Origin of the sequence: Variovorax sp. 160MFSha2.1 (genome assembly GCF_048305075.1) — a bacterium.
GTDB classification, from domain to species: Bacteria; Pseudomonadota; Gammaproteobacteria; order Burkholderiales; family Burkholderiaceae_C; genus Variovorax; species Variovorax guangxiensis.
Window position 1 is genome coordinate 2,606,571 of the sequence record NZ_CP157624.1, and the last position, 21,568, is coordinate 2,628,138.

19 protein-coding genes are annotated in these 21,568 nt (G+C 65.6%); 16 read left to right on the top strand and 3 right to left on the bottom strand.

Features of this window, described 5'->3' with window-relative positions; translation table 11 throughout:
• Positions 1 to 8: 8 nt before the first annotated feature.
• The 3 genes from ABL838_RS11620 to ABL838_RS11630 are packed head-to-tail and all read left to right on the top strand — an operon-like array spanning position 9 to position 1,424.
• Complete coding sequence (locus ABL838_RS11620) at positions 9 to 314, top strand: DUF2818 family protein (RefSeq protein WP_126018312.1); 306 nt, start codon at positions 9 to 11, stop codon at positions 312 to 314.
• A gap of 19 nt (positions 315 to 333) precedes the next feature.
• Complete coding sequence (locus tag ABL838_RS11625) at positions 334 to 954, top strand: NUDIX domain-containing protein (protein WP_418125403.1); 621 nt, start codon at positions 334 to 336, stop codon at positions 952 to 954.
• Positions 955 to 962: 8 nt separating this feature from the next.
• Positions 963 to 1,424, top strand: a complete 462-nt coding sequence (locus ABL838_RS11630) for a DUF1178 family protein (protein ID WP_418125404.1) — start codon at positions 963 to 965, stop codon at positions 1,422 to 1,424.
• 22 nt (positions 1,425 to 1,446) lie between these two features.
• On the opposite strand, the gene ABL838_RS11635 is transcribed toward ABL838_RS11630, so the two are convergent.
• On the bottom strand, positions 1,447 to 3,231 hold the full coding sequence (locus ABL838_RS11635) for an ABC transporter transmembrane domain-containing protein (protein ID WP_418125405.1): 1,785 nt from the start codon (positions 3,229 to 3,231) through the stop codon (positions 1,447 to 1,449).
• Positions 3,232 to 3,307: 76 nt separating this feature from the next.
• On the opposite strand from ABL838_RS11635, the gene ABL838_RS11640 reads away from it, so the two are divergent.
• From ABL838_RS11640 to ABL838_RS11655, 4 genes are read left to right on the top strand one after another with little or no spacing between them, the layout of a single operon-like run.
• Entirely contained in the window at positions 3,308 to 3,847 is a 540-nt protein-coding gene (locus ABL838_RS11640; RefSeq protein ID WP_418125406.1) for a MarR family winged helix-turn-helix transcriptional regulator, read from the top strand.
• The gene (locus tag ABL838_RS11645) at positions 3,840 to 5,327 is read left to right on the top strand and encodes an efflux transporter outer membrane subunit (protein ID WP_418125407.1); all 1,488 of its coding nucleotides are present in this window, start codon (positions 3,840 to 3,842) and stop codon (positions 5,325 to 5,327) included. The genes ABL838_RS11640 and ABL838_RS11645 overlap by 8 nt, the downstream gene beginning before the upstream one ends.
• Before the next feature lie 58 nt (positions 5,328 to 5,385).
• Positions 5,386 to 6,711: an efflux RND transporter periplasmic adaptor subunit gene (locus ABL838_RS11650; protein ID WP_184636558.1), complete on the top strand. Its 1,326-nt coding sequence runs from the start codon at positions 5,386 to 5,388 to the stop codon at positions 6,709 to 6,711.
• Positions 6,712 to 6,764: 53 nt separating this feature from the next.
• On the top strand, positions 6,765 to 8,327 hold the full coding sequence (locus tag ABL838_RS11655; RefSeq protein WP_126018326.1) for a DHA2 family efflux MFS transporter permease subunit: 1,563 nt from the start codon (positions 6,765 to 6,767) through the stop codon (positions 8,325 to 8,327).
• Positions 8,328 to 8,398: 71 nt separating this feature from the next.
• Here the strand turns inward: ABL838_RS11655 and ABL838_RS11660 are convergent, their stop codons facing one another.
• The gene (locus ABL838_RS11660; protein ID WP_418125408.1) at positions 8,399 to 9,634 is read right to left on the bottom strand and encodes an AGE family epimerase/isomerase; all 1,236 of its coding nucleotides are present in this window, start codon (positions 9,632 to 9,634) and stop codon (positions 8,399 to 8,401) included.
• 340 nt (positions 9,635 to 9,974) lie between these two features.
• On the opposite strand from ABL838_RS11660, the gene ABL838_RS11665 reads away from it, so the two are divergent.
• The 6 genes from ABL838_RS11665 (at position 9,975) to ABL838_RS11690 (ending at position 16,001) form a co-directional block, all read left to right on the top strand.
• On the top strand, positions 9,975 to 10,745 hold the full coding sequence (locus ABL838_RS11665; protein ID WP_126018330.1) for an ABC transporter ATP-binding protein: 771 nt from the start codon (positions 9,975 to 9,977) through the stop codon (positions 10,743 to 10,745).
• 1 nt (position 10,746) lies between these two features.
• Positions 10,747 to 11,454 (top strand): ABC transporter ATP-binding protein, encoded by a 708-nt coding sequence (locus ABL838_RS11670; RefSeq protein WP_126018332.1) that lies wholly within the window; start codon positions 10,747 to 10,749, stop codon positions 11,452 to 11,454.
• 63 nt (positions 11,455 to 11,517) lie between these two features.
• A complete protein-coding gene (locus ABL838_RS11675) occupies positions 11,518 to 12,714 on the top strand; it encodes an ABC transporter substrate-binding protein (RefSeq protein WP_184636562.1) in 1,197 nt (398 codons plus the stop codon).
• A gap of 82 nt (positions 12,715 to 12,796) precedes the next feature.
• Complete coding sequence (locus ABL838_RS11680; protein WP_418125409.1) at positions 12,797 to 13,993, top strand: ABC transporter substrate-binding protein; 1,197 nt, start codon at positions 12,797 to 12,799, stop codon at positions 13,991 to 13,993.
• A 135-nt stretch (positions 13,994 to 14,128) separates the two neighbouring features.
• Positions 14,129 to 15,004 (top strand): branched-chain amino acid ABC transporter permease, encoded by an 876-nt coding sequence (locus ABL838_RS11685; protein WP_184636566.1) that lies wholly within the window; start codon positions 14,129 to 14,131, stop codon positions 15,002 to 15,004.
• Between the two features lie 10 nt (positions 15,005 to 15,014).
• Positions 15,015 to 16,001: a branched-chain amino acid ABC transporter permease gene (locus ABL838_RS11690; protein ID WP_418125410.1), complete on the top strand. Its 987-nt coding sequence runs from the start codon at positions 15,015 to 15,017 to the stop codon at positions 15,999 to 16,001.
• An 80-nt stretch (positions 16,002 to 16,081) separates the two neighbouring features.
• On the opposite strand, the gene ABL838_RS11695 is transcribed toward ABL838_RS11690, so the two are convergent.
• Positions 16,082 to 16,552: a hypothetical protein gene (locus tag ABL838_RS11695; protein WP_418125411.1), complete on the bottom strand. Its 471-nt coding sequence runs from the start codon at positions 16,550 to 16,552 to the stop codon at positions 16,082 to 16,084.
• 671 nt (positions 16,553 to 17,223) lie between these two features.
• On the opposite strand from ABL838_RS11695, the gene ABL838_RS11700 reads away from it, so the two are divergent.
• Genes ABL838_RS11700 through ABL838_RS11710 form a run of 3 tightly spaced genes read left to right on the top strand, consistent with a single transcriptional unit; the run spans position 17,224 to position 21,564 of the window.
• Entirely contained in the window at positions 17,224 to 19,482 is a 2,259-nt protein-coding gene (locus tag ABL838_RS11700; RefSeq protein WP_418125412.1) for a type I secretion system permease/ATPase, read from the top strand.
• Complete coding sequence (locus ABL838_RS11705; protein ID WP_418125413.1) at positions 19,479 to 20,951, top strand: HlyD family type I secretion periplasmic adaptor subunit; 1,473 nt, start codon at positions 19,479 to 19,481, stop codon at positions 20,949 to 20,951. The genes ABL838_RS11700 and ABL838_RS11705 overlap by 4 nt, the downstream gene beginning before the upstream one ends.
• A 19-nt stretch (positions 20,952 to 20,970) precedes the next feature.
• Positions 20,971 to 21,564: a hypothetical protein gene (locus ABL838_RS11710; RefSeq protein ID WP_418125414.1), complete on the top strand. Its 594-nt coding sequence runs from the start codon at positions 20,971 to 20,973 to the stop codon at positions 21,562 to 21,564.
• The last annotated feature ends 4 nt before the right edge of the window (positions 21,565 to 21,568 follow it).

The following is a 21,568-nucleotide window of genomic DNA, read 5'->3' on the forward strand; positions in this document are numbered from 1 at the left end:
GACCTAGGGTGTCGCAGACCGCGTCCGTCTGGGTCGTTCTCCTGGTGGCCCTCGTGGCCGCCAACCTGCCGTTCTTCAACGACCGCCTGTTCGGCGTCGTGCCTCTGGCGACTGCGCCCAAGTCGCTCGCGGTGCGCCTCGCCGAACTGGTGGTCTTGTACTTTCTGGCCGGCGGCGTCGGGCTACTGTTCGAGCGCAGGGCAGGGCAGATCGCCGCGCAGGGCTGGGAGTTCTATGCGGTGACCGGCGCGCTGTTCATCGTGCTGGCCTTTCCGGGGTTCACCTGGCGCTACCTGATGAAGCACAGGCACTGAAGAGGACGAGCGACCGACCATGACCACCAAGCCGACCGACACCTCCACCGCCGATTCGCACCTGAAGGAAGAGCTCCAGAGCCGCGAGGAGCTGTTCAACGGCAAGTTCCTGAAGGCCCGGCGCGACACCATCCGCCTGCCCGATGGCCACAGCGCCACGCGCGAGTACGTGGTGCACCCGGGCGCCGTGGTGGTCATTCCGCTGCTTGACGACGGCCGCATCGTGCTGGAGCGGCAGTTCCGCTATCCGGTCGGCCACGTGATGATCGAGTTTCCCGCGGGCAAGCTCGATGCGGGCGAGGATCCGTTCGACTGCGGCCGGCGCGAGCTGATCGAGGAAACGGGCTACACCGCGCGCGAGTGGGCGTATGCGGGCGCCATGCACCTCGCCGTGGCCTACTCGACCGAGATCATCCATATCTACTTTGCGCGGGGCCTTTCGCTCGGCGAGCGGCAACTCGACCACGGCGAATTCCTCGACGTGTTCACGGCCACTCCCGACGAGCTGGCCGGCTGGTGCCGCGAAGGCAAGGTCACCGATGCCAAGACGCTGACCTGCACGCTCTGGCTGCAGAACGTCCTTTCGGGCGCATGGGCACTGGACTGGCAGGCTGCGCCCGCGCAGGGCGGCGCGGGATAATCCGTGCCATGAAGGTTCTCGATCTCCGCTGCACCCACGGCCACGGCTTCGAAGGCTGGTTCGCCTCGAGCGAGGATTTCGAGACCCAGCTGGCATCAGGTCTGGTCGAATGCCCGGTCTGCGGCGACACCGCCATCGTCAAGCTGCTGAGCGCGCCGCGCCTCAACCTCGGCAACGTCAGGGCGCCGAAGGAGGCTGCTGCGGTTGCTCCAGTCGCTGCTGCTTCCAACGTTCCCGCCGATCCCTCGCCCGAAGCCCGCTGGATGCGTGCAGTGCGCGAGGTGCTGGCGAAGACGGAGGACGTCGGCGAGCGCTTTGCCGACGAAGCCCGGAAGATGCATTACGGCGAGACCCCCGAGCGCGGCATCCGCGGGCAGGCCACGCCCGAGCAGACCGAGGCGCTGCTCGACGAGGGCATTCCGGTGATGGCGCTGCCGATTCCGGCGGCACTGAAAGAAACCCTGCAGTAACTGGCTGAGTAGCGCGGCCTGTTCAGGCCGTGAACTGGAGTGCGGCCAGCCGCGCATACACGCCGCCCTGCGCGACCAGCGCCGCGTGCGTTCCCTGCTCGACGATCCCGCCGTGGTCCAGCACCACGATGCGGTCGGCTTTCTGCACCGTCGCCAGGCGGTGGGCGATCACCAGCGTGGTCCGGTTCTCCATCGCCGATTCGAGCGCGGCCTGCACCATGCGTTCGCTCTCCGCGTCGAGCGCGCTCGTGGCTTCGTCGAGCAGCAGCAGCGGCGGGTTCTTGAGGATCGCGCGCGCGATCGCGATGCGCTGTCGCTGTCCGCCCGAAAGCCGCACGCCGCGCTCGCCGAGGAAGGTGTCGTAGCCCTCGGGCAGCGCCTGCAGGAAGTCGTGGGCGAAGGCGGCGCGCGCTGCGGCCTGCACTTCCTCGGCCGTCGCCTCGGGGTTGCCGTAGCGGATGTTCTCGAAGGCGCTGGCCGAGAAGATCACCGCGTCCTGCGGCACGAGGCCGATGCGGGTGCGCAACTCGGGCAGGGCCAGCGAGGCCAGCGGTGCGCCATCGAGCAGCACGCGGCCCGTTTGCGGGTCGTAGTAGCGCAGCAGCAGCTGGAACACGGTGCTCTTGCCGGCGCCGCTGGATCCCACCAGTGCCACGGTCTCGCCGGGTGCGACATCGAGGCTGAAGTCGCGCAAGGCCGGTGTGCCGGGGCGGGAAGGGTAGTGGAAGGTCACCGCGTCGAACCTGATCGCGCTGCCCGCTACGGGGACGGGCGCAACCGCCGGATTCGCGGGTGACACGATGGCGGTGGGCGCGTGCAGCAACTCCATCAGCCGTTCGGTCGCACCGGCCGCGCGCAGCAGGTCGCCGTAGACCTCTCCGAGCACAGCGGTCGCGCTGGCGAGGATGGCGACGTAGACCACGGTCTGGCCCAGGTGTCCGGCGGTGATGTCGCCGCGCAGCACGGCCTGCGTGCCCTGGTAGAGGCCCCAGAGCAGCGCCGCGGAGGTCGCGATGATGATGAAAGCCACCAGCACCGATCGGGCCCGGGTGCGGCGCACGGCGGTGCGGAAGGCGTTCTCGGTGGAGCCGCTGAAGCGCGCGGCCTCGCGGCCCTCGGCCGTGTAGCTCTGAACCACCGGAATGGCATTCAACACTTCGGCGGCGATGGCGCTGGAATCGGCCACGCGGTCCTGGCTGGCGCGCGACAGCTTGCGCACGCGGCGGCCGAAAACCATGCTCGGCAACACCACCAGCACGAGGATGCCCAGCACCTGCACCATCACGTAGGGGTTGGTCCAGATCAGCACCGCCAGGGCGCCCACGCCCATGACCGCGTTGCGCAGGCCCATGCTCAGCGATGAGCCGACGACCGTCTGCACCAGCGTGGTGTCGGCTGTCAGGCGCGACAGCACCTCGCCGGTCTGCGTGGTCTCGAAGAAGGCGGGGCTCTGCCTGAGCACATGGCCGTAGACGGCGTTGCGGATGTCGGCCGTCACGCGCTCGCCCAGCCAACTCACCGTGTAGAAGCGCGCCGCCGAGAACACGCCCAGCGCCACGGCCACGGCGAAGAGGGCGCCGAAATGCTCGCGCAGCGCCATGGTCTGGGCGCCCTTGTCGGAGCTGATGAGGCCGTTGTCGATCAGGCTGCGCAAGGCGATAGGAAAAGCCAGCGTCGTTACCGCCGCCATCACCAGGAAGACGCCCGCCAGCACGATCTGCACACGGTACGGACGAAGAAAAGGGCTCAGGCCCGAGAGCGATCGGGGCGAGCCCTTGGCCATGGAAGACGGTGGGGAGGAAGCCATGCGCCAATTCTACCGATCCCTTGCCTCTACAAAGGTAGCCTTGACAATAATTGCCGAGGCAACTAATATTGCGGCCATGAGCGATGCCAACACCCCTCAGAACCCGTCGGCTTCCACCGGCGAGGAGCGTCGTGAGCCCGTCGCCTTCTACACCCCGGAAACCTACCGCGCCGAGGAGAGCATCGGCTACCTCATGCGCCGCATCGTCACGGCGGTCGGCCAGTCGGTCGAAACCCGCATGTGCGAGCCGGGCAGCCCCACCTATCCGCAGTGGGTGCCTCTCTACAAGCTGCACGTCGGCGCGGCCACCACGGTGGCCGAACTGGCCAGGGCCTGCGAGCTCGACACCGGCGCCATGACGCGCCTGCTCGACCGCCTCGAGGCCAAGGGCCTGTGCCGCCGGGTGCGCTCGCTCGAAGACCGGCGCGTGGTCAACATCGAGCTCACCGACGAAGGCCGCGCGGCCGCCAAGGAAGTGCCGCACGTGCTCAGCAGGGTGCAGAACGAGCACCTCGCAGGCTTCACCACCGAGGAATGGGAGCAGCTCAAAGGCTATCTGCGCCGCATTCTCGACAACGCCCAGGCCCTCGCGGCCCGTGGAGATAAAAATGACTGACTCCCTCGCCGTGCGCGCCATGCGCCGCACTCCCGTCGTGGCCGCCGCGCTGCTGGTGGTTGCACTCGCCGGCTGCGCCGACATGGCCGGAATCGGCTCGCAGGCCAAGCTGCGCGACGCCTCGTCGCTGGGCATCGCGCCCGACAGTGCCGCTGTGCCCGTGTCCCGCCTCGACAGCCAGTGGTGGCTCGCCTTCGGCGACTCGCAGCTCAACTCGCTCATCGACCAGGCCGTGGCCGGCAACCCCAACCTGCAGGTCGCGCAGGCCCGCCTCGCGCGCGCGCAGGCATCGGCCGACATCGCCGGCGCCGCGCTCAAGCCGCAGGTCAAGGGCGAGCTCGACCTGAACCGCCAGAAGTTCAACACCAACTACATCTACCCGGCGCCGCTGGGCGGCTCCACCCAGAACATCGGCCTGCTGCAGCTGGGCGCGAGCTGGGAGCTCGACTTCTTCGGCAAGAACCGCACCGCGCTGGACACCGCCATCGGCGCCGCCAATGCAGCCGCGGCCGATGCCGACGCGGCCCGCGTGCTGCTCGCGAGCAACGTGGCGCGCAGCTACTTCCAGTGGGCGCGCCTGAACGATCAGCTCACCGTTGCCAGGCGCACGCTGGCGCAGCGCGATGAAACGCTGAAGCTGGTGCGCGACCGCGTTTCCGCCGGCCTCGACACCCGCCTCGAACTGCGCCAGAGCGAAGGCGGCCTGCCTGAAGCCCGCCAGCAGATCGAAGCGCTCAACGAGCAGATCGCGCTGCAGCAGCACGCGCTCGACGCGCTCGTGGGCCAACCGAACGTCACCGCCTCGCTCAAGCCGCCGGTGCTCGATGGCGTGAAGCCGATGGCGCTGCAGGCGAACATCCCGGCCGACCTGCTCGGCCGCCGCGCCGACATCGCCGCCGCGCGCTGGCGCGTCGAAGCTGCCACCAGCGACGTGGCCAACGCCAGGACGCTCTTCTATCCCAACGTGAACCTCACGGCCTTCGTCGGCTTCCAGAGCCTGGGCTTCGGCAAGCTGTTGAAGTCGGGCAGCGAGCAGTGGGGCGTGGGCCCGGCCATCAGCCTGCCGATCTTCGAGGGCGGCAAGCTGCGCGCCAACCTGCGCGGCAAGTCGGCCGACCTCGATGCGGCCGTCGAGAGCTACAACGCCACCGTGATCGACGCGGTGCGCGACGCGGCCGACCAGGTCACCAGCGCCCAGTCGATCACCCGACAGCAGGCCGAACAGCGCGCCGCGCAGACCGCGGCCGAAGGTGCCTACGACATCGCCGTGCAGCGCTACCGCGCGGGCCTCGGCAACTACCTCAACGTGCTGACGGCCGAAACGGCAGTGCTGGCCCAGCGCCGGCTCGCGGTCGACCTCGCGGCCCGCGCGCTCGACACCCAGGTGGGCCTGGCGCGCGCGCTCGGCGGCGGCTGGCAGCCGCCGACCACCGCCACGGCATCGGCATCGGCATCGGCTCCCTCGGCCCCGCTGAACTGATCGGCACGGCGCAGATCCAGCCCGGCCCGACTCCTTCGTCTTCGGAAAGAACTTCATCATGAGCGACAACAACACTCCGACGCCCGCTGCAGCCGCAGCTTCCGCAGCCCCCGAGGCGCCCGCCGGCAACGGCAAGCGCCGCCGCGCACTCACCGCGCTCGCAGCGGTGGTCATCGTCGCCGGCGGCGGCTGGGGGCTCTACGAATGGCTGGTGGCCAGCCACTACGAGGACACCGACAACGCCTACGTCTCGGGCAACGTCATCCAGATCACGCCGCAGATCGGCGGCACGGTGATGGCCATCAACGCCGACGACACCGACTTCGTGAAGGCCGGCCAGCCGCTGGTGCAGCTCGACCCGGCCGACGCCAAGGTCGCGCTCGAGCAGGCCGAGGCCGCGCTCGCGCAGGCGGTGCGCCAGGTGCGCACGCTGTACGCCAACAACGGCTCGCTGGCCGCGCAGGTCACGCTGCGCCAGGCCGACATCGTCAAGGCGCAGAGCGACATCGCCAAGGCCCAGGACGACCTGCAGCGCCGCCGCGCGCTGTCGGGCAACGGCGCCGTGTCGAAGGAAGAACTCAACCATGCCGAGACGCAGCTCGACACCGCCAAGAGCCAGCTCGCCGCCGCGCAGGCAGGCGTCGTGGCCGCGAAGGAAGCGCTGGTCAGCAACCAGTCGCTGACCGAAGGCACCAGCGTGGCCCAGCACCCGAGCGTGCTGGCCGCCGCCGCCAAGGTGCGCGAGGCCTATCTCGCCACCCAGCGCGTGGCCATGCCCGCGCCGGTCGACGGCTACGTCGCCAAGCGCACCGTGCAGCTCGGCCAGCGGGTGGCGGCCGGTACGCCGATGATGTCCATCGTGCCGCTCAACCAGCTGTGGGTCGACGCCAACTTCAAGGAAGTGCAGCTGCGCAATATCCGCATCGACCAGCCCGTGAAGCTCACCGCCGACGTGTACGGCAAGAAGGTCGAGTACACCGGCAAGGTCGCGGGACTGGGCGTGGGCACCGGCAGCGCGTTCGCGCTGCTGCCCGCGCAGAACGCCACCGGCAACTGGATCAAGGTGGTGCAGCGCGTGCCCGTTCGCATCGCGCTCGACCCCGAGCAGCTCAAGGCCAACCCGCTGCGCATCGGCCTGTCGATGGACGCCGAGGTCGACATCTCGCAGAAGGGCGGCAAGATGCTCGCCGATGCGCCGCGTGCCACCGCGCTGGCGCAGACCGCGGTCTACAGCCAGCTCGACCGCGGTGCCGATGCCGAAGTGGAGCGCATCGTCGCCGCCAACATCGGCGGCAAGGGCGGCGCCACGGCTGCGGCACCCGCCAAGGCGCCTGCCGCGCCTGCCGGCAACACTTCCGTGGCCGTGCAGGGCCAGCCGGGCTGATCGCGTTAGCGTTCGTCCGGACCTTTCTTCCGTCCAGGTAAACAGCCCGCCCCATGGCCACCGCTGCTCCTGCATACGTTGCGCATCCGCCGCTCGAGGGCGCAGCCCGCGTCTGGGGCACGGTCGCGCTTTCTGCGGCAACCTTCATGAACGTGCTCGATTCGTCGATCGCGAACGTGTCGCTGCCTGCCATCTCGGGCGACCTGGGCGTGAGCACCACGCAGGGCACCTGGGTCATCACCAGCTTCGCGGTGGCCAACGCCATCGCGGTGCCGCTCACCGGCTTCATGACGCAGCGCTTCGGACAGGTGCGCCTGTTCATGGCCAGCGTGATCCTGTTCATGATCAGCTCGCTGCTGTGCGGCCTCGCGCCGAACATGACGACGCTGATCGCCTTCCGCGCGCTGCAGGGCTTCGTGGCGGGGCCGATGATCCCGCTGTCGCAGGCGCTGCTTCTGTCGAGCTATCCGCGCGCCAAGGCGGGCCTGGCGATGGCGATGTGGTCCATGACGACGCTGGTCGCGCCGGTGATGGGACCGCTGCTCGGCGGCTGGATCACCGACAACATCTCGTGGCCGTGGATCTTCTACATCAACATCCCGGTGGGCATCGTCGCTGCCGCCATCACCTGGGCGCTCTACCACAAGCGCGAGAGCGCCACGCACAAGGTGCCCATCGACGCCATCGGCCTCGCGCTGCTGGTGCTGTGGGTGGGCTCGCTGCAGCTCATGCTCGACAAGGGCAAGGAGCTCGACTGGTTCCACTCCGCGCAGATCGTCACGCTGGCGGTGGTGTCCGTGGTCGGCTTCGCCTTCTTCCTGGTCTGGGAGCTGACCGACAAGCACCCGGTGGTCGACCTGTCGCTCTTCAAGCGCCGCAACTTCTGGTCGGGCGCGGTGGCGACGGCGGTGGCCTACGGCCTCTTCTTCGGCAACGTGGTGCTGCTGCCGCTGTGGCTGCAGCAGTGGATGGGCTACACCGCCACGCAGGCGGGGATGATCATGGCGCCCGTGGGGCTGCTGGCGATCTTCTTCTCGCCGGTGGTGGGCCTCACGGTGGCCAAGATCGACCCGCGCCGCTACGCGACCTTCTCGTTCCTGGTGTTCGCGCTGGTGCTGTGGATGCGCTCGAACTTCAACACGCAGGCCGACTTCGTGACGATCATCATCCCGACGATCATCCAGGGCATCGCGATGGCGTTCTTCTTCATCCCGCTGGTGACGATCACGCTGTCGGGCCTCACGCCCGACCGCATCCCGGCCGCCTCGGGCCTGTCGAACTTCCTGCGGATCACCGCGGGCGCGATGGGCACGTCCATCACGACCACGCTCTGGGACAACCGCGCGACGCTGCACCACGCCCAGCTGGCCGAGACGATCAACCAGGGCAACAACGCGGCCACCAGCGCGATGGCCGGTCTGAACGCCAACGGCTTCGGCACCGACCAGGTGATGGGGCAGATCAATCGCCTCGTCGACCAGCAGTCGTACATGCTGGCGACCAACGATATCTTCTATGCGTCGGCGATCCTGTTCCTGCTGCTGATTCCGCTGGTGTGGCTGGCAAGGCCGCAGAAGGGCGGAGCAGGCGGCGACGCCGCGGCCGGCGCGCACTGACCGCGCCAGACCCCCTCGCAACCCCCAGCCTCCGCAAGGAGCCTGGGGGTTCTTCTTTTTCGTTGCCGCTTCTACCTGCCCAACGCGCGCAGCACGTCGTGGCAAGCGCCCATGGTGTGATAGTCGGTCTTGCCTGCCGGACTCTTCTCGTCGCCGATCTTCCCGTTCGTCGGCGTGAGGATGCGATACCAGGCGCCGTGCCTGTGGTCGACGAAGTGCTCCCAGCTGTAGGCCCAGATGCTGTCGTACCAGTCCCAGTAGCCTGTTTCGCCGGTGCGCACCGCGAGCAGGGCGGCGGCCGCGAAGCTCTCGGCCTGCACCCAGAAGTACTTGTCGCCGTCGCACACCTTGCCGTCGGGGCCGAAGCCGTAGACCAGCCCGCCGTTGTCGGCGTCCCAGCCGCGGAACATGGCGGTGTCGAAGAAGTGGCGCGCGCGCGGCACGATCCAGCCGGCCTCGCGGTCTTCGGTGGCGAGGTGGCCTTCGAGCTGCAGCAGCAGCTTGGCCCATTCGCTCAGGTGGCCGGTCTGGAAGCCCCAGGGCTTGAAGATGTCGGTCTTGTTGCCGCGGTTGTAGTCCCAGTCGACCGACCAGTCCTCGCGGTAGTGCTCCCACACCAGCCCGTCGGCCAGAGAGGCCAGCCAGCCGGTCACCGATTCGGCCACGGCCAGCGCACGCTCGAGGTAGCGCGCCTCCTGCGTGGCCTCGAAGGCGGCCATCAGCGCCTCGCAGGCGTGCATGTTGGCGTTCTGCCCCCGGTAGGCACCGACGCGCCAGTCGGTCGTGGCCTCGTCGGCATAAAGCTGGTGCCGCGGCTCCCAGAAATGCGCGTCCATCAGTCGCCAGGTGTGATCCAGCCCCGGGTACGCCTCCTCGATGCCGGCCATGAGCGCATGCGCCTGCGCGAGCAGCACGAAGTCCAGGCCGTAGCAGCGGTTGGTGGCGTCTTGCACGGTGGCGCGCTGCTCGTGCCAGTCGAGCTGCCATGCATAGCCGCCGTCCTGCTGCCTGTGGGCATGTTCGATGAACGCGAGGCCGTGTCGCGCGGCCGCAAGGTCGGCAGGCTTGCCGAAGCGCCGGTAGGCCGTCGCGTGGTTGAACACGAAGCGCGTGCTGCTCACCAGGTGGCGCGTGCGCCGGTCGTACACCGTGCCGTCGTCCCTGAAGAAATGGAAGAAGCCGCCGGTGGCGTCGAGATTGCGCGTCTCGTAGAAGGCCAGCGTGTGCAGGATGTGGTCGGTCAGGAAGTCCGGAGAGCGGAAGTCGGGCATGTGCAGCGATGTCGTTGGTTCCATGGTCGCGGTCATGCCCGGCGCTTGCCGGTGCGGCCTTCGACGTGATGAGTCCCGGTCAGTTTAGGTTGGCACCCGCGAGACGGCGTGCCGTGATTTCCCCGACGGAAGTCGGCGCTGCCGGCGCAACATGCGTGCGATCTTTGCCGTGCTCCGGATTCCGCTTTGTCGTCGAGATGACAGTCGTGGCGAACAAGCCTGCGGCGCCGTGAAATGGTTGCACTGCAGCATAGGCATTTGCCCCAGTATGCAAGCCGGAGGCACCCACGAACAATCGGTCCGCGCTCGATGGTTGGCGCATTGAGATGGACCGCATGACCCACATTCTTCACACGAACCCGGGCGACTTCGCGAGATGAGCGACGTCATCCTCGAAACACGCCAGCTCACCAAGGAATTCAAGGGGTTCACCGCGGTCAGCAAGGTCAATCTGTCCGTGGTGCGCGGCTCCATCCACGCGCTCATCGGCCCGAACGGCGCTGGCAAGACGACCTGCTTCAACCTGCTGACCAAGTTCCTCGAGCCCACCACCGGCACGATCCTCTTCAACGGCCAGGACATCACGCGCGAGCGCCCCGCGCAGATCGCACGCCGCGGCATCATCCGCTCGTTCCAGATCTCGGCCGTGTTCCCGCACCTCACATTGCTGGAGAACGTGCGCCTGGGCTTGCAGCGCCGTCTCGGCACCTCGTACCACTTCTGGAAGAGCGAGAAGTCGCTCAAGCCGCTGGATGCCAGGGCCCGCGAGCTGCTGGCCGAAGTCGGCCTCGAAGAGCTCGCCGACGAACAGACCGTGAACCTGCCCTACGGCCGCAAGCGCGCGCTGGAGATCGCCACCACGCTGGCCATGGAGCCCGAGCTGATGCTGCTGGACGAGCCCACGCAGGGCATGGGCCACGAAGACGTGCACCGCGTTGCCGAACTCATCAAGCGCGTGTCGGCCGGCCGCACCATCCTCATGGTGGAGCACAACATGAGCGTGGTCTCGACCATCGCCGACACCATCACGGTGCTGCAGCGCGGCGCCGTGCTGGCCGAAGGCCCGTATGCCGTGGTCTCGAAGAACCCGCAGGTCATGGAGGCCTACATGGGCACCACCGAAGGCCAGTTGCAGGGAGCCCACTGACATGACGGCTGCACTCGAAATCAAAGGCCTGCAAGCCTGGTACGGCGAATCGCATGTGCTGCACGGCGTCGACATGGTCGTGCAGCCGGGCGAGGTCGTCACGCTGCTGGGCCGCAACGGCGCGGGCCGCACCACCACGCTGCGCGCCATCATGGGCCTGACGGGCGCACGCAAGGGCAGCATCGAGGTCAACGGCCGCGAGACCGTCGGCATGCCCACGCACCGCATCGCGCATCTCGGCGTGGGCTATTGCCCGGAAGAGCGCGGCATCTTCGCCAGCCTCTCGTGCGAGGAAAACCTGATGCTGCCGCCCGAGCTGAAGGGGGCGGGGCCGGGCATGTCGGTCGAAGAGATCTACGCCATGTTCCCGAACCTCGCAGAGCGTCGCCACAGCCAGGGCACTCGCCTGTCCGGCGGCGAGCAGCAGATGCTGGCCGTGGCCCGCATCCTGCGTACCGGCGCCAAGCTGCTGCTGCTCGACGAGATTTCCGAAGGCCTCGCGCCGGTCATCGTGCAGGCGCTGGCGCGCATGATCACCACGCTGCGCGCCAAGGGCTACACCATCGTGATGGTGGAGCAGAACTTCCGCTTCGCCGCGCCGCTGGCCGACCGCTTCTACGTGATGGAGCACGGCCGCATCGTCGAGAAGTTCGGCGCCGCCGAGCTCGAAGCCAAGATGCCCGTGCTCACCGAACTGCTGGGCGTCTAAAACACATCGAGTCCACAAGACCTGTCCTTCCATCCCACAAAGATTTCTCCAGGAGACAAAAGCATGAACAAGAAACTCGGCCTCATCGCAACCGCAATCGGCATCCTCGCCATGAGTGCAGGCGCCGCGCAGGCGCAGGAAAAAGTGAAGATCGGCTTCGTCACCGACCTGTCGAGCCTTTACGCCGACCTCGAAGGCAAGGGCGGCGCCACCGCCATCCAGATGGCCATCGACGACTTCGGCGGCAAGGTGCTGGGCCAGCCCATCGAACTGCTGACCGCCGACCACCAGAACAAGGCCGACATCGCCGCCTCCAAGGCCCGCGAGTGGATCGACACCGCCGGCGTGACCATGGTCTTCGGCGGCACCAATTCGGGCGTGGCGCTGGCCACCGCCAAGGTGGCCGAAGAAAAGAAGCGCGTGTACTTCAACAACGGCGCCGGCAGCTCGGTGCTCACCAACGAGCAGTGCAGCCCGTACACCATTCACTATGCCTACGACACCGTGGCCCTGGCCAAGGGCACCGGCGCCGCGGTGGTCGACCGAGGCGGCAAGAGCTGGTTCTTCCTGACGGCCGACTACGCCTTCGGCCACGCGCTCGAAGCCGACACCACCAAGGTCGTGAAGGAGAAGGGCGGCACCGTGGTGGGCGCCGTGCGCCATCCGCTGAATGCTTCGGACTTCTCCTCGTTCCTGCTGCAGGCGCAGAACTCCAAGGCGCAGATCCTGGGCCTGGCCAACGCGGGCGGCGACACCATCAACTCGATCAAGGCCGCCAAGGAGTTCGGCATCAACAAGACGATGAAGACCGCCGGCCTGCTGGTCTTCCTGAGCGACATCCATAGCCTGGGCCTTAAGAACACCGAAGGCCTGCTGCACACCACCAGCTGGTACTGGGACCTGAACGACGAGTCGCGCAAGTTCGCCAACCGCTTCTTCGAGAAGACCAAGCGCATGCCCACCGACGTGCAGGCCGCCGACTACTCGGCCACCATGACCTACCTGAAGGCTGTGGCCGCCGCCAAGACCACCGACTCCGACAAGGTGATGGCGCAGCTCAAGAGCATGAAGATCGACGACTTCTACGGCAAGGGCCAGATCCGCGCCGACGGCAGCTTCATCCACGACATGTACCTGGTGGAAGTGAAGTCGCCCGCCGAGTCGAAGAAGCCCTGGGACTACCTGAAGGTGCTGAAGACGCTGCCGGGCGACCAGGTCTTCACGACCAAGGCCGAGACCAAGTGCGCGGCCTGGAAGTGATCGCCTGACGCGGCAGTCCGGGTTCTCCTTCTCCTTTCTCTTCCCTCTTTCCTTCCACCGAAGTCATCACGAGGATCAAGCCATGAAACGCACGCTCATTGCCTCCGCCTGCCTTGCCGCCACCTGCCTCGTGGCGGTGGGAGCCGCTCAGGCACAGGACAAGGTCAAGATCGGCTTCATCACCGACATGTCGAGCCTGTACGCGGACGTGGAGGGCAAGAACGGGGCGCTGGCGATCCAGATGGCCATCGACGACTTCGGCGGCAAGGTCAACGGCATGCCCATCGAGCTGCTGCAGGCCGACCACCAGAACAAGGCCGACATCGCCGCTTCCAAGGCGCGCGAGTGGATCGACACGCAAGGCCTGACGATGCTGTTCGGCGGCACCAGCTCGGGTACCGGCCTGGCCATGGCCAAGGTGGCGCAGGAGAAGAAGCGCGTGTTCATCGTGAACGGCGCGGGCAGCTCGGCGCTCACCAACGAGCAGTGCAGCCCCTACACCGTGCACTACGCCTACGACACCGTCGCGCTGGCCAAGGGCACGGGCAGCGCCGTCATCGCGCGCGGCGACAAGAGCTGGTACTTCCTGACGGCCGACTACGCTTTCGGCCAGGCCCTGGAAGCAGACGCCTCCAAGGTCGTGAAGGAGAAGGGCGGCACCGTGGTGGGCAGCGTGAAGCATCCGCTGAACACCTCCGACTTCTCCTCGTTCCTGCTGCAGGCGCAGAACTCCAAGGCGCAGGTGCTGGCGCTCGCGAATGCGGGCGGCGACACGCAGAACGCCATCAAGGCGGCGCGGGAATTCGGCATCACCAAGAGCATGAAGATGGTCGGCCTGCTGGTGTTCGTGACCGACGTGCACAGCCTGGGCCTGAAGAACACCGAGGGCCTGCTGCTGACCACCAGCTGGGACTGGAACCTCGACGACAAGACGCGCGCCTTCGGCAAGCGCTTCTTCGAGAAGACCAAGCGCATGCCCACCGACATCCAGGCCGCCGACTACTCGGCCACCATGACCTACCTGAAGGCCGTGCAGGCCGCCAAGACGGTCGATGCCGACAAGGTGATGGAAACGCTCAAGTCCACCCCCATCGACGACTTCTATGCCAAGGGCAGCATCCGCGCGGACGGCCGCTTCGTGCACGACATGTACCTGGTGCAGGTGAAGTCGCCGGCCGAGTCGAAGCAGCCGTGGGACTACTACAAGGTGGTCCAGAAGCTCAAGGGCGAAGAGGTCTTCACGACCAAAGCCGAGAGCAAGTGCGCGTTATGGAAGTAACCCCCCAGGCTGCGCGCACTGCGTGTCGCTTCGCCAACCCCCCTTTGCAAGGGGGGCGGGCCGGCCGCTTCGGGCGGCCGTGCGCGGCGGCCCCCGCGAAAAAGAAGAAACGGCCAGTGGTGTCCTGAACTTTCTATGAACATTTCCCTTCCCGCCCTGTTGAGCCAGCTCCTGCTTGGGCTGGTCAACGGTTCCTTCTACGCCATCCTGAGCCTCGGGCTGGCGGTGATCTTCGGCCTGCTCAACGTCATCAACTTCGCGCACGGCGCGCTGTTCATGCTCGGCGCCGTCCTGACGTGGATGGCCATGGAGTATTTCGGCATCAACTACTGGGTGATGCTGATTGCCGCGCCGGTCGTCATCGGCATCTTCGGCGTGCTCATCGAGCGGCTGCTGCTGCGCTGGATCTACAAGCTCGACCACCTCTACGGCCTGCTGCTCACGCTGGGCCTCACGCTGCTGATCGAGGGCGTGTTCCGTTCGATCTACGGCGTTTCGGGCCTGCCCTACGACGCGCCCGACGCGCTGTCGAGCGCCACCGACCTCGGCTTCATGGTGCTGCCCAACTACCGCGCATGGGTGGTGGTGGCGTCGCTGGTGGTGTGCTTCGCCACCTGGTACGTGATCGAGAAGACCCGCATCGGCGCCTACCTGCGCGCCGGCACCGAGAATCCGCGCCTGGTGGAGGCCTTCGGCGTCAACGTGCCGCTGATGATCACGCTGACCTACGCCTTCGGCTGTGCGCTCGCCGCCTTCGCCGGCGTGCTCGCCGCGCCCGTCATCCAGGTGTCGCCGCTGATGGGGCAGAACCTCATCATCGTGGTGTTCGCCGTGGTCGTGATCGGCGGCATGGGCTCGATCATGGGAGCGATCCTCACCGGCCTCGGGCTCGGCGTGATCGAGGGGCTCACCAAGGTTTTCTATCCGGAGGCATCCTCCACCGTCGTGTTCGTGATCATGGTCATCGTGCTGCTCATCCGTCCGGCCGGCCTGTTCGGCAAAGAAAAATAAGGCGGACGGCATGAACATGAAAAAGATATCCACCGTCGTCTACGCGCTGCTGCTGCTCGCACTGGTCCTGGCACCGTTCTTCGGCGCCTACCCGGTGTTCGTGATGAAGCTCATGTGCTTCGCGCTCTTCGCGGCCGCGTTCAACCTGCTGCTGGGCTTCACCGGTCTGCTCTCCTTCGGGCACGCGGCATTCCTCGGCGGCTCGGCCTACGTGGCGGGCCATGCGATCAAGGTCTGGGGCCTCACGCCCGAGCTGGGGCTGATCGCGGGCACGCTCACCGGCGCCTTGCTCGGCTGGGTCTTCGGCGTGCTGGCCATCCGCCGCCAGGGCATCTACTTCGCGATGATCACGCTGGCGCTCGCGCAGATGATGTTCTTCGTCGCGCTTCAGGCCAAGTTCACCGGCGGCGAGGACGGACTGCAGGGCGTGCCGCGCGGCAAGCTGTTCGGCGTGATCGACCTGTCGAACGACCTCACCATGTACTACGTGGCGCTTGTCATCGTGGTCGTGGCCTTCCTGCTGATCGTGCGCACCATCCATTCGCCCTTCGGGCAGGTGCTGAAGGGCATCAAGGAGAACGAGCCGCGCGCTCTCTCGCTGGGCTACGACGTGAGCCGCTTCAAGCTGCTGGCCTTCGTGATCTCGGCGGCGCTGTCGGGCCTGGCCGGCTCGCTCAAGACGCTGGTGCTGGGTTTTGCCACGCTATCGGACGTGCACTGGACCGCCTCGGGCCAGGTCATCCTGATGACGCTGGTGGGTGGCCTGGGCACGCTCTCGGGTCCGCTGGTGGGCTCGGCGGTGGTGGTGCTGCTGGAGAACAAGATCGGCGAACTCGGCAACCTGCTCGCGCGCATCACCACGGTGGACTGGTTCAACACGCTGGGCGAGTCGGTGACGATGGTCACGGGCCTGATCTTCGTGATCTGCGTGCTGGCTTTCCGCAAGGGGATCATGGGCGAGATCATCGCGTTCATCGACCGGCGACGGACGAAGTAAGAAGCTAAGAAACCGACTGCAAACGAAAAGGGAGCCTGTCCGGGCTCCCTTTTCCGTTTTGCGGCGCGGTGATCAGGGCCTCAGCAGTTGCCCTTCTTGGCCTGCCCGGGGGGGCAGAAATACTCGCCGCGGTCGCGATCATGGCCGTGCCGGTGGTCGCGCTCGTAGCGGTCATGGCGGCGGTCTTCTTCCCACTCGCGTTCGCGTCGCGCTTCACGGTAAGCCTCGCGCCTGCGCCAGTCGCCTTCGGTCCAGCGCCAGCCGCCGCGATCCTCGATCCAGCGGCCGGGCGCATAGACGTAGCCCGGGCGCTCCTGCTGCCATCCGCCCGCGCGCCATGCATAGGCGCGGCCGTCCCAGATCCAGCGGCCCGGCACCCAGACGAAGCCGCCGCGGGGCGGGGGCAGGGGCTCGTAGCGCGGCGGGGGAGGTGCCGTCATCACGAGGCCGGGCACGTTGATGTTGACCGAGACCTGCGCGTTGGCAGCCAGGGGGCTCGCAAGGATGGAGAGCGCGCCGGCCGCGGCCAGCAGTGCGATTCGGGTTTTCATGGGGGCTCCTCTGAGTCGGGTGATTATTTATGGGAAATTTTCCCAACGCATGTAGGAGGCGTTCGGTTGTCAGCTGCCGCGCATGGCGACAACAGTTACAGCTTCAGCGGCGCGACGTATGCGGTCATCTCACTACAAGCCCGTTGGCGCCGCGGCTGTTCAGCTTGGGGGTCATCCAGACAATCAACCGCCTTGAAGCGCTGACGGCGGGAAAAACACCCAATCTCTGATTGCGTTAAATGCGTGAGTTGGCAGCGTGCCGGCGATTGCAAATTGCCAGAGGGAGTACGAATATGGTCAAGCGATAGTCATGGCTACATGATGATACGCAACCATCTTTAATCATCTTTTTTGATTGGTTAAAAAAATGAGTGCAAGAGAATTTCTTTGAAGATAAAATATGTGAGATGCTAATTTCCAATCTTCCGGCAATCATTGCGGCAGTAGACGAGTTCAGCCAAAGTCATTCATGAATTGTAGAAATCGCGATTGATTTCCGTGTTCATAAAAGTCTCTGTAAAGACAATTTGAGTCACGAAGGTCTCTCGATTTAACATTGCGTTGTTTTTGACTCAATAAACCCCAAATTCCTTAGCCGCTTCTAAAAAAAGCAGACAGCCACGCTATCTTCCCCTATGTGAAACCGCAGAGTTCAGCATTGGGAGGGATTAATGACGGGCACGATAGAGGCGCTGACTGGGGCCGCTCTACAGGCAGGCACGCATCCGAGTTCCGCACGAAAAGAGCCGCCGCCTAGGGCGACGGAGTCTCTTATTGCGCTCTGCACTCTCGCGCGGTTCCATCAGATCGCAGCCGATGCGTCGCTGCTGACTCACCAGCTGGGTCTTGCATCCGCTGAGGCTGTCGACACCCCCACGCTGCTGCGCGCAGCCAAGCACCTGGGCCTGAAGGCCAAGTCCTCCCGCGCCACACTTGACCGCCTGTCGCTGACGCCGCTGCCCGCATTGGCGGTGCTGCGTGGAGAAGATGGTGCTGAACGCTTCGTCATCCTCGCCCAGTGCGATGCCCAACGCGTCCTGCTGCAAGACCCTTCTTCCTCGAACGGCCGCCCCGTCATCGAGCCCCTGGAAGTCTTCGCCGCGCACTGGACAGGCGAACTCATCCTCATTACCAGCCGCGCAAGCCTGGCAGGCGAACTCGCCAAGTTCGACTTCTCCTGGTTCGTCCCCAGCCTCGTCAAGCACAGGAAGCTGCTCGGTGAAGTGCTCTTCATCTCCTTCATCCTGCAGCTCTTCGCGCTGGTCAGCCCGCTGTTCTTCCAGGTCGTCATGGACAAGGTGCTCGTGCACCGCGGCCTCACCACGCTGGACGTGCTCGTCGTCGGCCTGCTGGTGGTGGTCGTCTTCGAATCGCTCCTGAACGGCCTGCGCAGCTACGTCTTCAGCCACACAACCAATCGCATCGACGTCGAGCTCGGGGCACGGCTGTTTCGCCACCTTGTGCAACTGCCCCTGGCCTACTTCCAGGCCCGACGCGTCGGCGAATCGGTCGCCCGTGTGCGCGAACTCGAGAACATCCGCAGCTTCCTGACCGGCAACGCCTTGACCGTGCTGCTGGACGTCGTCTTCTCTATCGTCTTCATCGCCGTCATGCTGTTCTACAGCGTGCCGCTGACGCTCATCGTGCTCGCGAGCATGCCGCTGTACTTCGGGCTGAGCCTGGCGGTGGTGCCCATCCTGCGCCGGCGCCTGGACGAGAAGTTCGCACGCGGCGCGGAGAACCAGGCCATGCTGGTGGAAACCGTCAGCGCCATCCAGACCGTCAAGGCCACCGCGCTCGAACCTGCGTTCGGGCGCCGCTGGGACAACCAGCTCGCCGCCTACATCTCCGCGAGCTTCCGCACCCAGAACCTCGCGAGCTGGGCGCACGAGGGCTTCAACCTCATCGGCAAGCTCGTCAACGCCGCCACCCTCTGGTACGGCGCGCACCTCGTGATGAACAACGACCTGACGGTGGGCCAGTTCGTCGCTTTCAACATGTTCGCCCAGCGCGTGTCGCAGCCCATCATGCGCATGGCCCAGCTGTGGACCGACTTCCAGCAGACCGGCATCTCCATGGCCCGGCTCGGCGACATCCTCAATACCCGCACCGAAGTGCCGCCAAGCACCGCGGCCCAGTTACCCGCCCTCAAGGGGCGCGTGACCCTGGACAACCTCAGTTTCCGCTACCGCCCCGAGGCCGCGCCCGTGCTCAACGGCGTCAGCCTGGACGTGCGCCCCGGCGAAGTCATCGGCATCGTCGGGCGCTCGGGCTCGGGCAAGAGCACACTGACCAAGCTCATCCAGCGGCTGTACTCGCCCGAGCAAGGGCGCCTGCTCGTCGACGGCATCGACATCAGCCTCATCGATGCGGCCCAACTCAGAAGGCAGGTGGGCGTGGTGCTGCAGGAGAACACCCTCTTCAACCGCAGCGTGCGCGAGAACATCGCCGTCGTCGATCCGGCGGCACCGTTGGATGCGGTGATCCATGCGGCCCAATTGGCGGGGGCTCATGAGTTCATCAGCGAACTGCCCGAGGGCTACGACACCATGGTCGGTGAGCAAGGGGCCTCCTTATCCGGCGGGCAGCGCCAGCGCATCGCCATTGCCCGGGCGCTGTTCACTCACCCGCGCATCCTGATCTTCGACGAGGCCACCAGCGCGCTGGACTACGAGAGCGAGGCCATCGTGCAGCGCAACATGGCGCACATCTGCAGGGGGCGCACGGTCTTCATCATTGCCCACCGCCTGAGTGCGGTACGCCATGCCAACCGCATCATCGTGATGGACAAGGGCAGGATCGTCGAAGGCGGTACGCACGAGAGTCTGCTGAACCGGCCCAAGGGCATCTATGCGCACCTGTGGAACATGCAGGGTGGTGGGCATCCGACGGAGACGGAAGGCTCGAAGGGCATAGGAGCTCCCGCATGACGCCAGAAGTCTCCACCACTGCTCCTGCGGCCAATGCGCCCAGCGTTCGCCACCCAGTCTTCGAACTGCTGGGCCGCTACAGCGCGATCTTCAAGGCCGCCTGGAAGCTCCGCCACGAACTGGCCGGCCCGAAGCGCCTGGCCGATGAGGCGGCGTTCCTGCCTGCAGCACTGAGCCTGCAGGACACCCCCGTGCACCCAGCCCCAAGGCGGCTGGCCTACGCGCTGATTGCACTATTCCTCATTGCGCTGGCCTGGTCCATCTTCGGGCAGGTCGACATCGTGGCGGTAGCGCCGGGCAAGATCATCGTGAGCGAGCGCACCAAGATCATCCAGCCACTGGAGGTGAGCGTGGTCAAGCGGGTGCTGGTGCGGGACGGAGACCATGTGGAGGCAGGCCAATCTCTGGTCGAGCTCGATCCCACGATGGCCACGGCCGACAGGACGAACGTCCACGAGCTGCTGAAGTCGGCCCAATCCGAGGTAATGCGCACTCGAGCACTCCTGAAGGCGTTGAACGCCGCTGAGCCGCATGCTCCGGATCTGGGCAAGGACATTCCGTCAGGGTGGACCGATGAAGACGTGAGTTCAGCCCGCGCGGAGCTAAATGACGAGTGGAGCGACATCACGGCCAAGCTGGCCAAGGCGGCGGCGGAGATCAACCGGCGTCAGGCCGAGATCGCGACTGCGCGCGAGGTGGTCACCAAGCTGGAAACGACCCTCCCCATCGCAAGACAGCGGGAGGCCGACTTCCGCCAACTGGCGGACCAGGGCTTCATGTCCAGCCATGCGAACCAGGACCGCACGCGCGAGCGCATCGAGATGGAGCGGGATCTGGCGACGCAGCGGGCGAGATTGGCGGAAGCCAATGCCACGCTGAGGGAAAGCGAGAACACCAGGGCGGCTTACATCGCGGAGACCAAGCACAGCCTGAGGACGCGGGAAGCTGCTGCCGAACTCAAGCGCCAGCAGGGCACGCAGGACCTGGCCAAGGCGGGACAGCGGGAGCGCCTGACCACGCTCAAGGCGCCGGTGGCGGGCACGGTGCAGCAACTCGCCGCGCACACCGAAGGCGGGGTGGTCACGGAAGCGCAGCCCCTGATGGTGATCGTGCCCGATGGGGCACAGGTGACGGCCGAGGTGACGCTGGAGAACAAGGACATCGGCTTCGTGAGTCCGACGCAGGAAGCGGCGATCAAGCTGGAGACGTTCCCGTACACGCGCTACGGCACGGTGAACGCGACCGTGAAGACGGTGACGGCGGATGCGGTCAATGACGAGAAGCGCGGGGCGATCTTCCCGGTGACGCTCAGCCTGAGCTCGACGACGATCGATGTGGATGGCAGGCCGATCAGGCTGTCTCCAGGGATGAATCTCACGGCGGAGATCAAAACGGGCAAGCGGCGAATCATCGAATTCCTGCTGAGTCCGGTTCAGCGGGCAACGAGCGAAAGCTTGAGGGAGCGCTAGTGTCAAACAACATTTAATTATGAATATCTATCAAAAGATTGGCAAAACGATTTGCATCGGATTGGCGGGAGTACTTCTGGGATGTGCCTCGGGCAGATCCTGGTTGGCTGGAGAAGCCCCCCCGCCCAAAGTCCAGACCACCGAAGACCTCCTTTCTGCACTGAAAGATGGCCTTGATCAGGGAGTTCTGGGAAATCCTGAATTCTATTGGCGAAGGATTGGATACAAATTTACGCGATTCCCAATAAACAGGAATGACCCCAGCGAGTTTGGCTATGGCACTGGCGAGGCAATAAAAATGGACGAAGGCGCATTCGGCGGGTCAATGGCCGGGCTAAATAAAAGAGATGTAGATAAAAAAAGAAAAGTCATAAGCGTTGGATTTCCTGCGCCAGGCTGCACGGAGTATGAAAGGGTTGAGGAAATATTCATGCAGCCATTTAAATATGTTCCAGAAAACATTCTTTTTGCCGCGCGCCCAATAGATTGGCCTGGGCAATACAGAATCTCAAAAATATATAAAAATTCGGAGCAATCAATTACTTTATATATAGGTGGCTCGACCGGTTGCCTGCAAAGAATTGAAGCGACGGAAATCTTTAATCAGGAGTAGTTAA

Bases quoted from the DNA above. Each gene is read 5' to 3' on its own strand.
- ABL838_RS11710 (WP_418125414.1), top strand. From the start codon at position 20,971: ATGAATATCTATCAAAAGATTGGCAAAACGATTTGCATCGGATTGGCG.
- ABL838_RS11705 (WP_418125413.1), top strand. From the start codon at position 19,479: ATGACGCCAGAAGTCTCCACCACTGCTCCTGCGGCCAATGCGCCCAGC.
- ABL838_RS11695 (WP_418125411.1), bottom strand. From the start codon at position 16,552: ATGAAAACCCGAATCGCACTGCTGGCCGCGGCCGGCGCGCTCTCCATC.
- ABL838_RS11665 (WP_126018330.1), top strand. From the start codon at position 9,975: ATGAGCGACGTCATCCTCGAAACACGCCAGCTCACCAAGGAATTCAAG.
- ABL838_RS11650 (WP_184636558.1), top strand. From the start codon at position 5,386: ATGAGCGACAACAACACTCCGACGCCCGCTGCAGCCGCAGCTTCCGCA.
- ABL838_RS11645 (WP_418125407.1), top strand. From the start codon at position 3,840: ATGACTGACTCCCTCGCCGTGCGCGCCATGCGCCGCACTCCCGTCGTG.
- ABL838_RS11685 (WP_184636566.1), top strand. From the start codon at position 14,129: ATGAACATTTCCCTTCCCGCCCTGTTGAGCCAGCTCCTGCTTGGGCTG.
- ABL838_RS11660 (WP_418125408.1), bottom strand. From the start codon at position 9,634: ATGACCGCGACCATGGAACCAACGACATCGCTGCACATGCCCGACTTC.
- ABL838_RS11640 (WP_418125406.1), top strand. From the start codon at position 3,308: ATGAGCGATGCCAACACCCCTCAGAACCCGTCGGCTTCCACCGGCGAG.
- ABL838_RS11700 (WP_418125412.1), top strand. From the start codon at position 17,224: ATGACGGGCACGATAGAGGCGCTGACTGGGGCCGCTCTACAGGCAGGC.
- ABL838_RS11630 (WP_418125404.1), top strand. From the start codon at position 963: ATGAAGGTTCTCGATCTCCGCTGCACCCACGGCCACGGCTTCGAAGGC.
- ABL838_RS11635 (WP_418125405.1), bottom strand. From the start codon at position 3,231: ATGGCTTCCTCCCCACCGTCTTCCATGGCCAAGGGCTCGCCCCGATCG.
- ABL838_RS11680 (WP_418125409.1), top strand. From the start codon at position 12,797: ATGAAACGCACGCTCATTGCCTCCGCCTGCCTTGCCGCCACCTGCCTC.
- ABL838_RS11675 (WP_184636562.1), top strand. From the start codon at position 11,518: ATGAACAAGAAACTCGGCCTCATCGCAACCGCAATCGGCATCCTCGCC.
- ABL838_RS11625 (WP_418125403.1), top strand. From the start codon at position 334: ATGACCACCAAGCCGACCGACACCTCCACCGCCGATTCGCACCTGAAG.
- ABL838_RS11670 (WP_126018332.1), top strand. From the start codon at position 10,747: ATGACGGCTGCACTCGAAATCAAAGGCCTGCAAGCCTGGTACGGCGAA.
- ABL838_RS11690 (WP_418125410.1), top strand. From the start codon at position 15,015: ATGAACATGAAAAAGATATCCACCGTCGTCTACGCGCTGCTGCTGCTC.
- ABL838_RS11655 (WP_126018326.1), top strand. From the start codon at position 6,765: ATGGCCACCGCTGCTCCTGCATACGTTGCGCATCCGCCGCTCGAGGGC.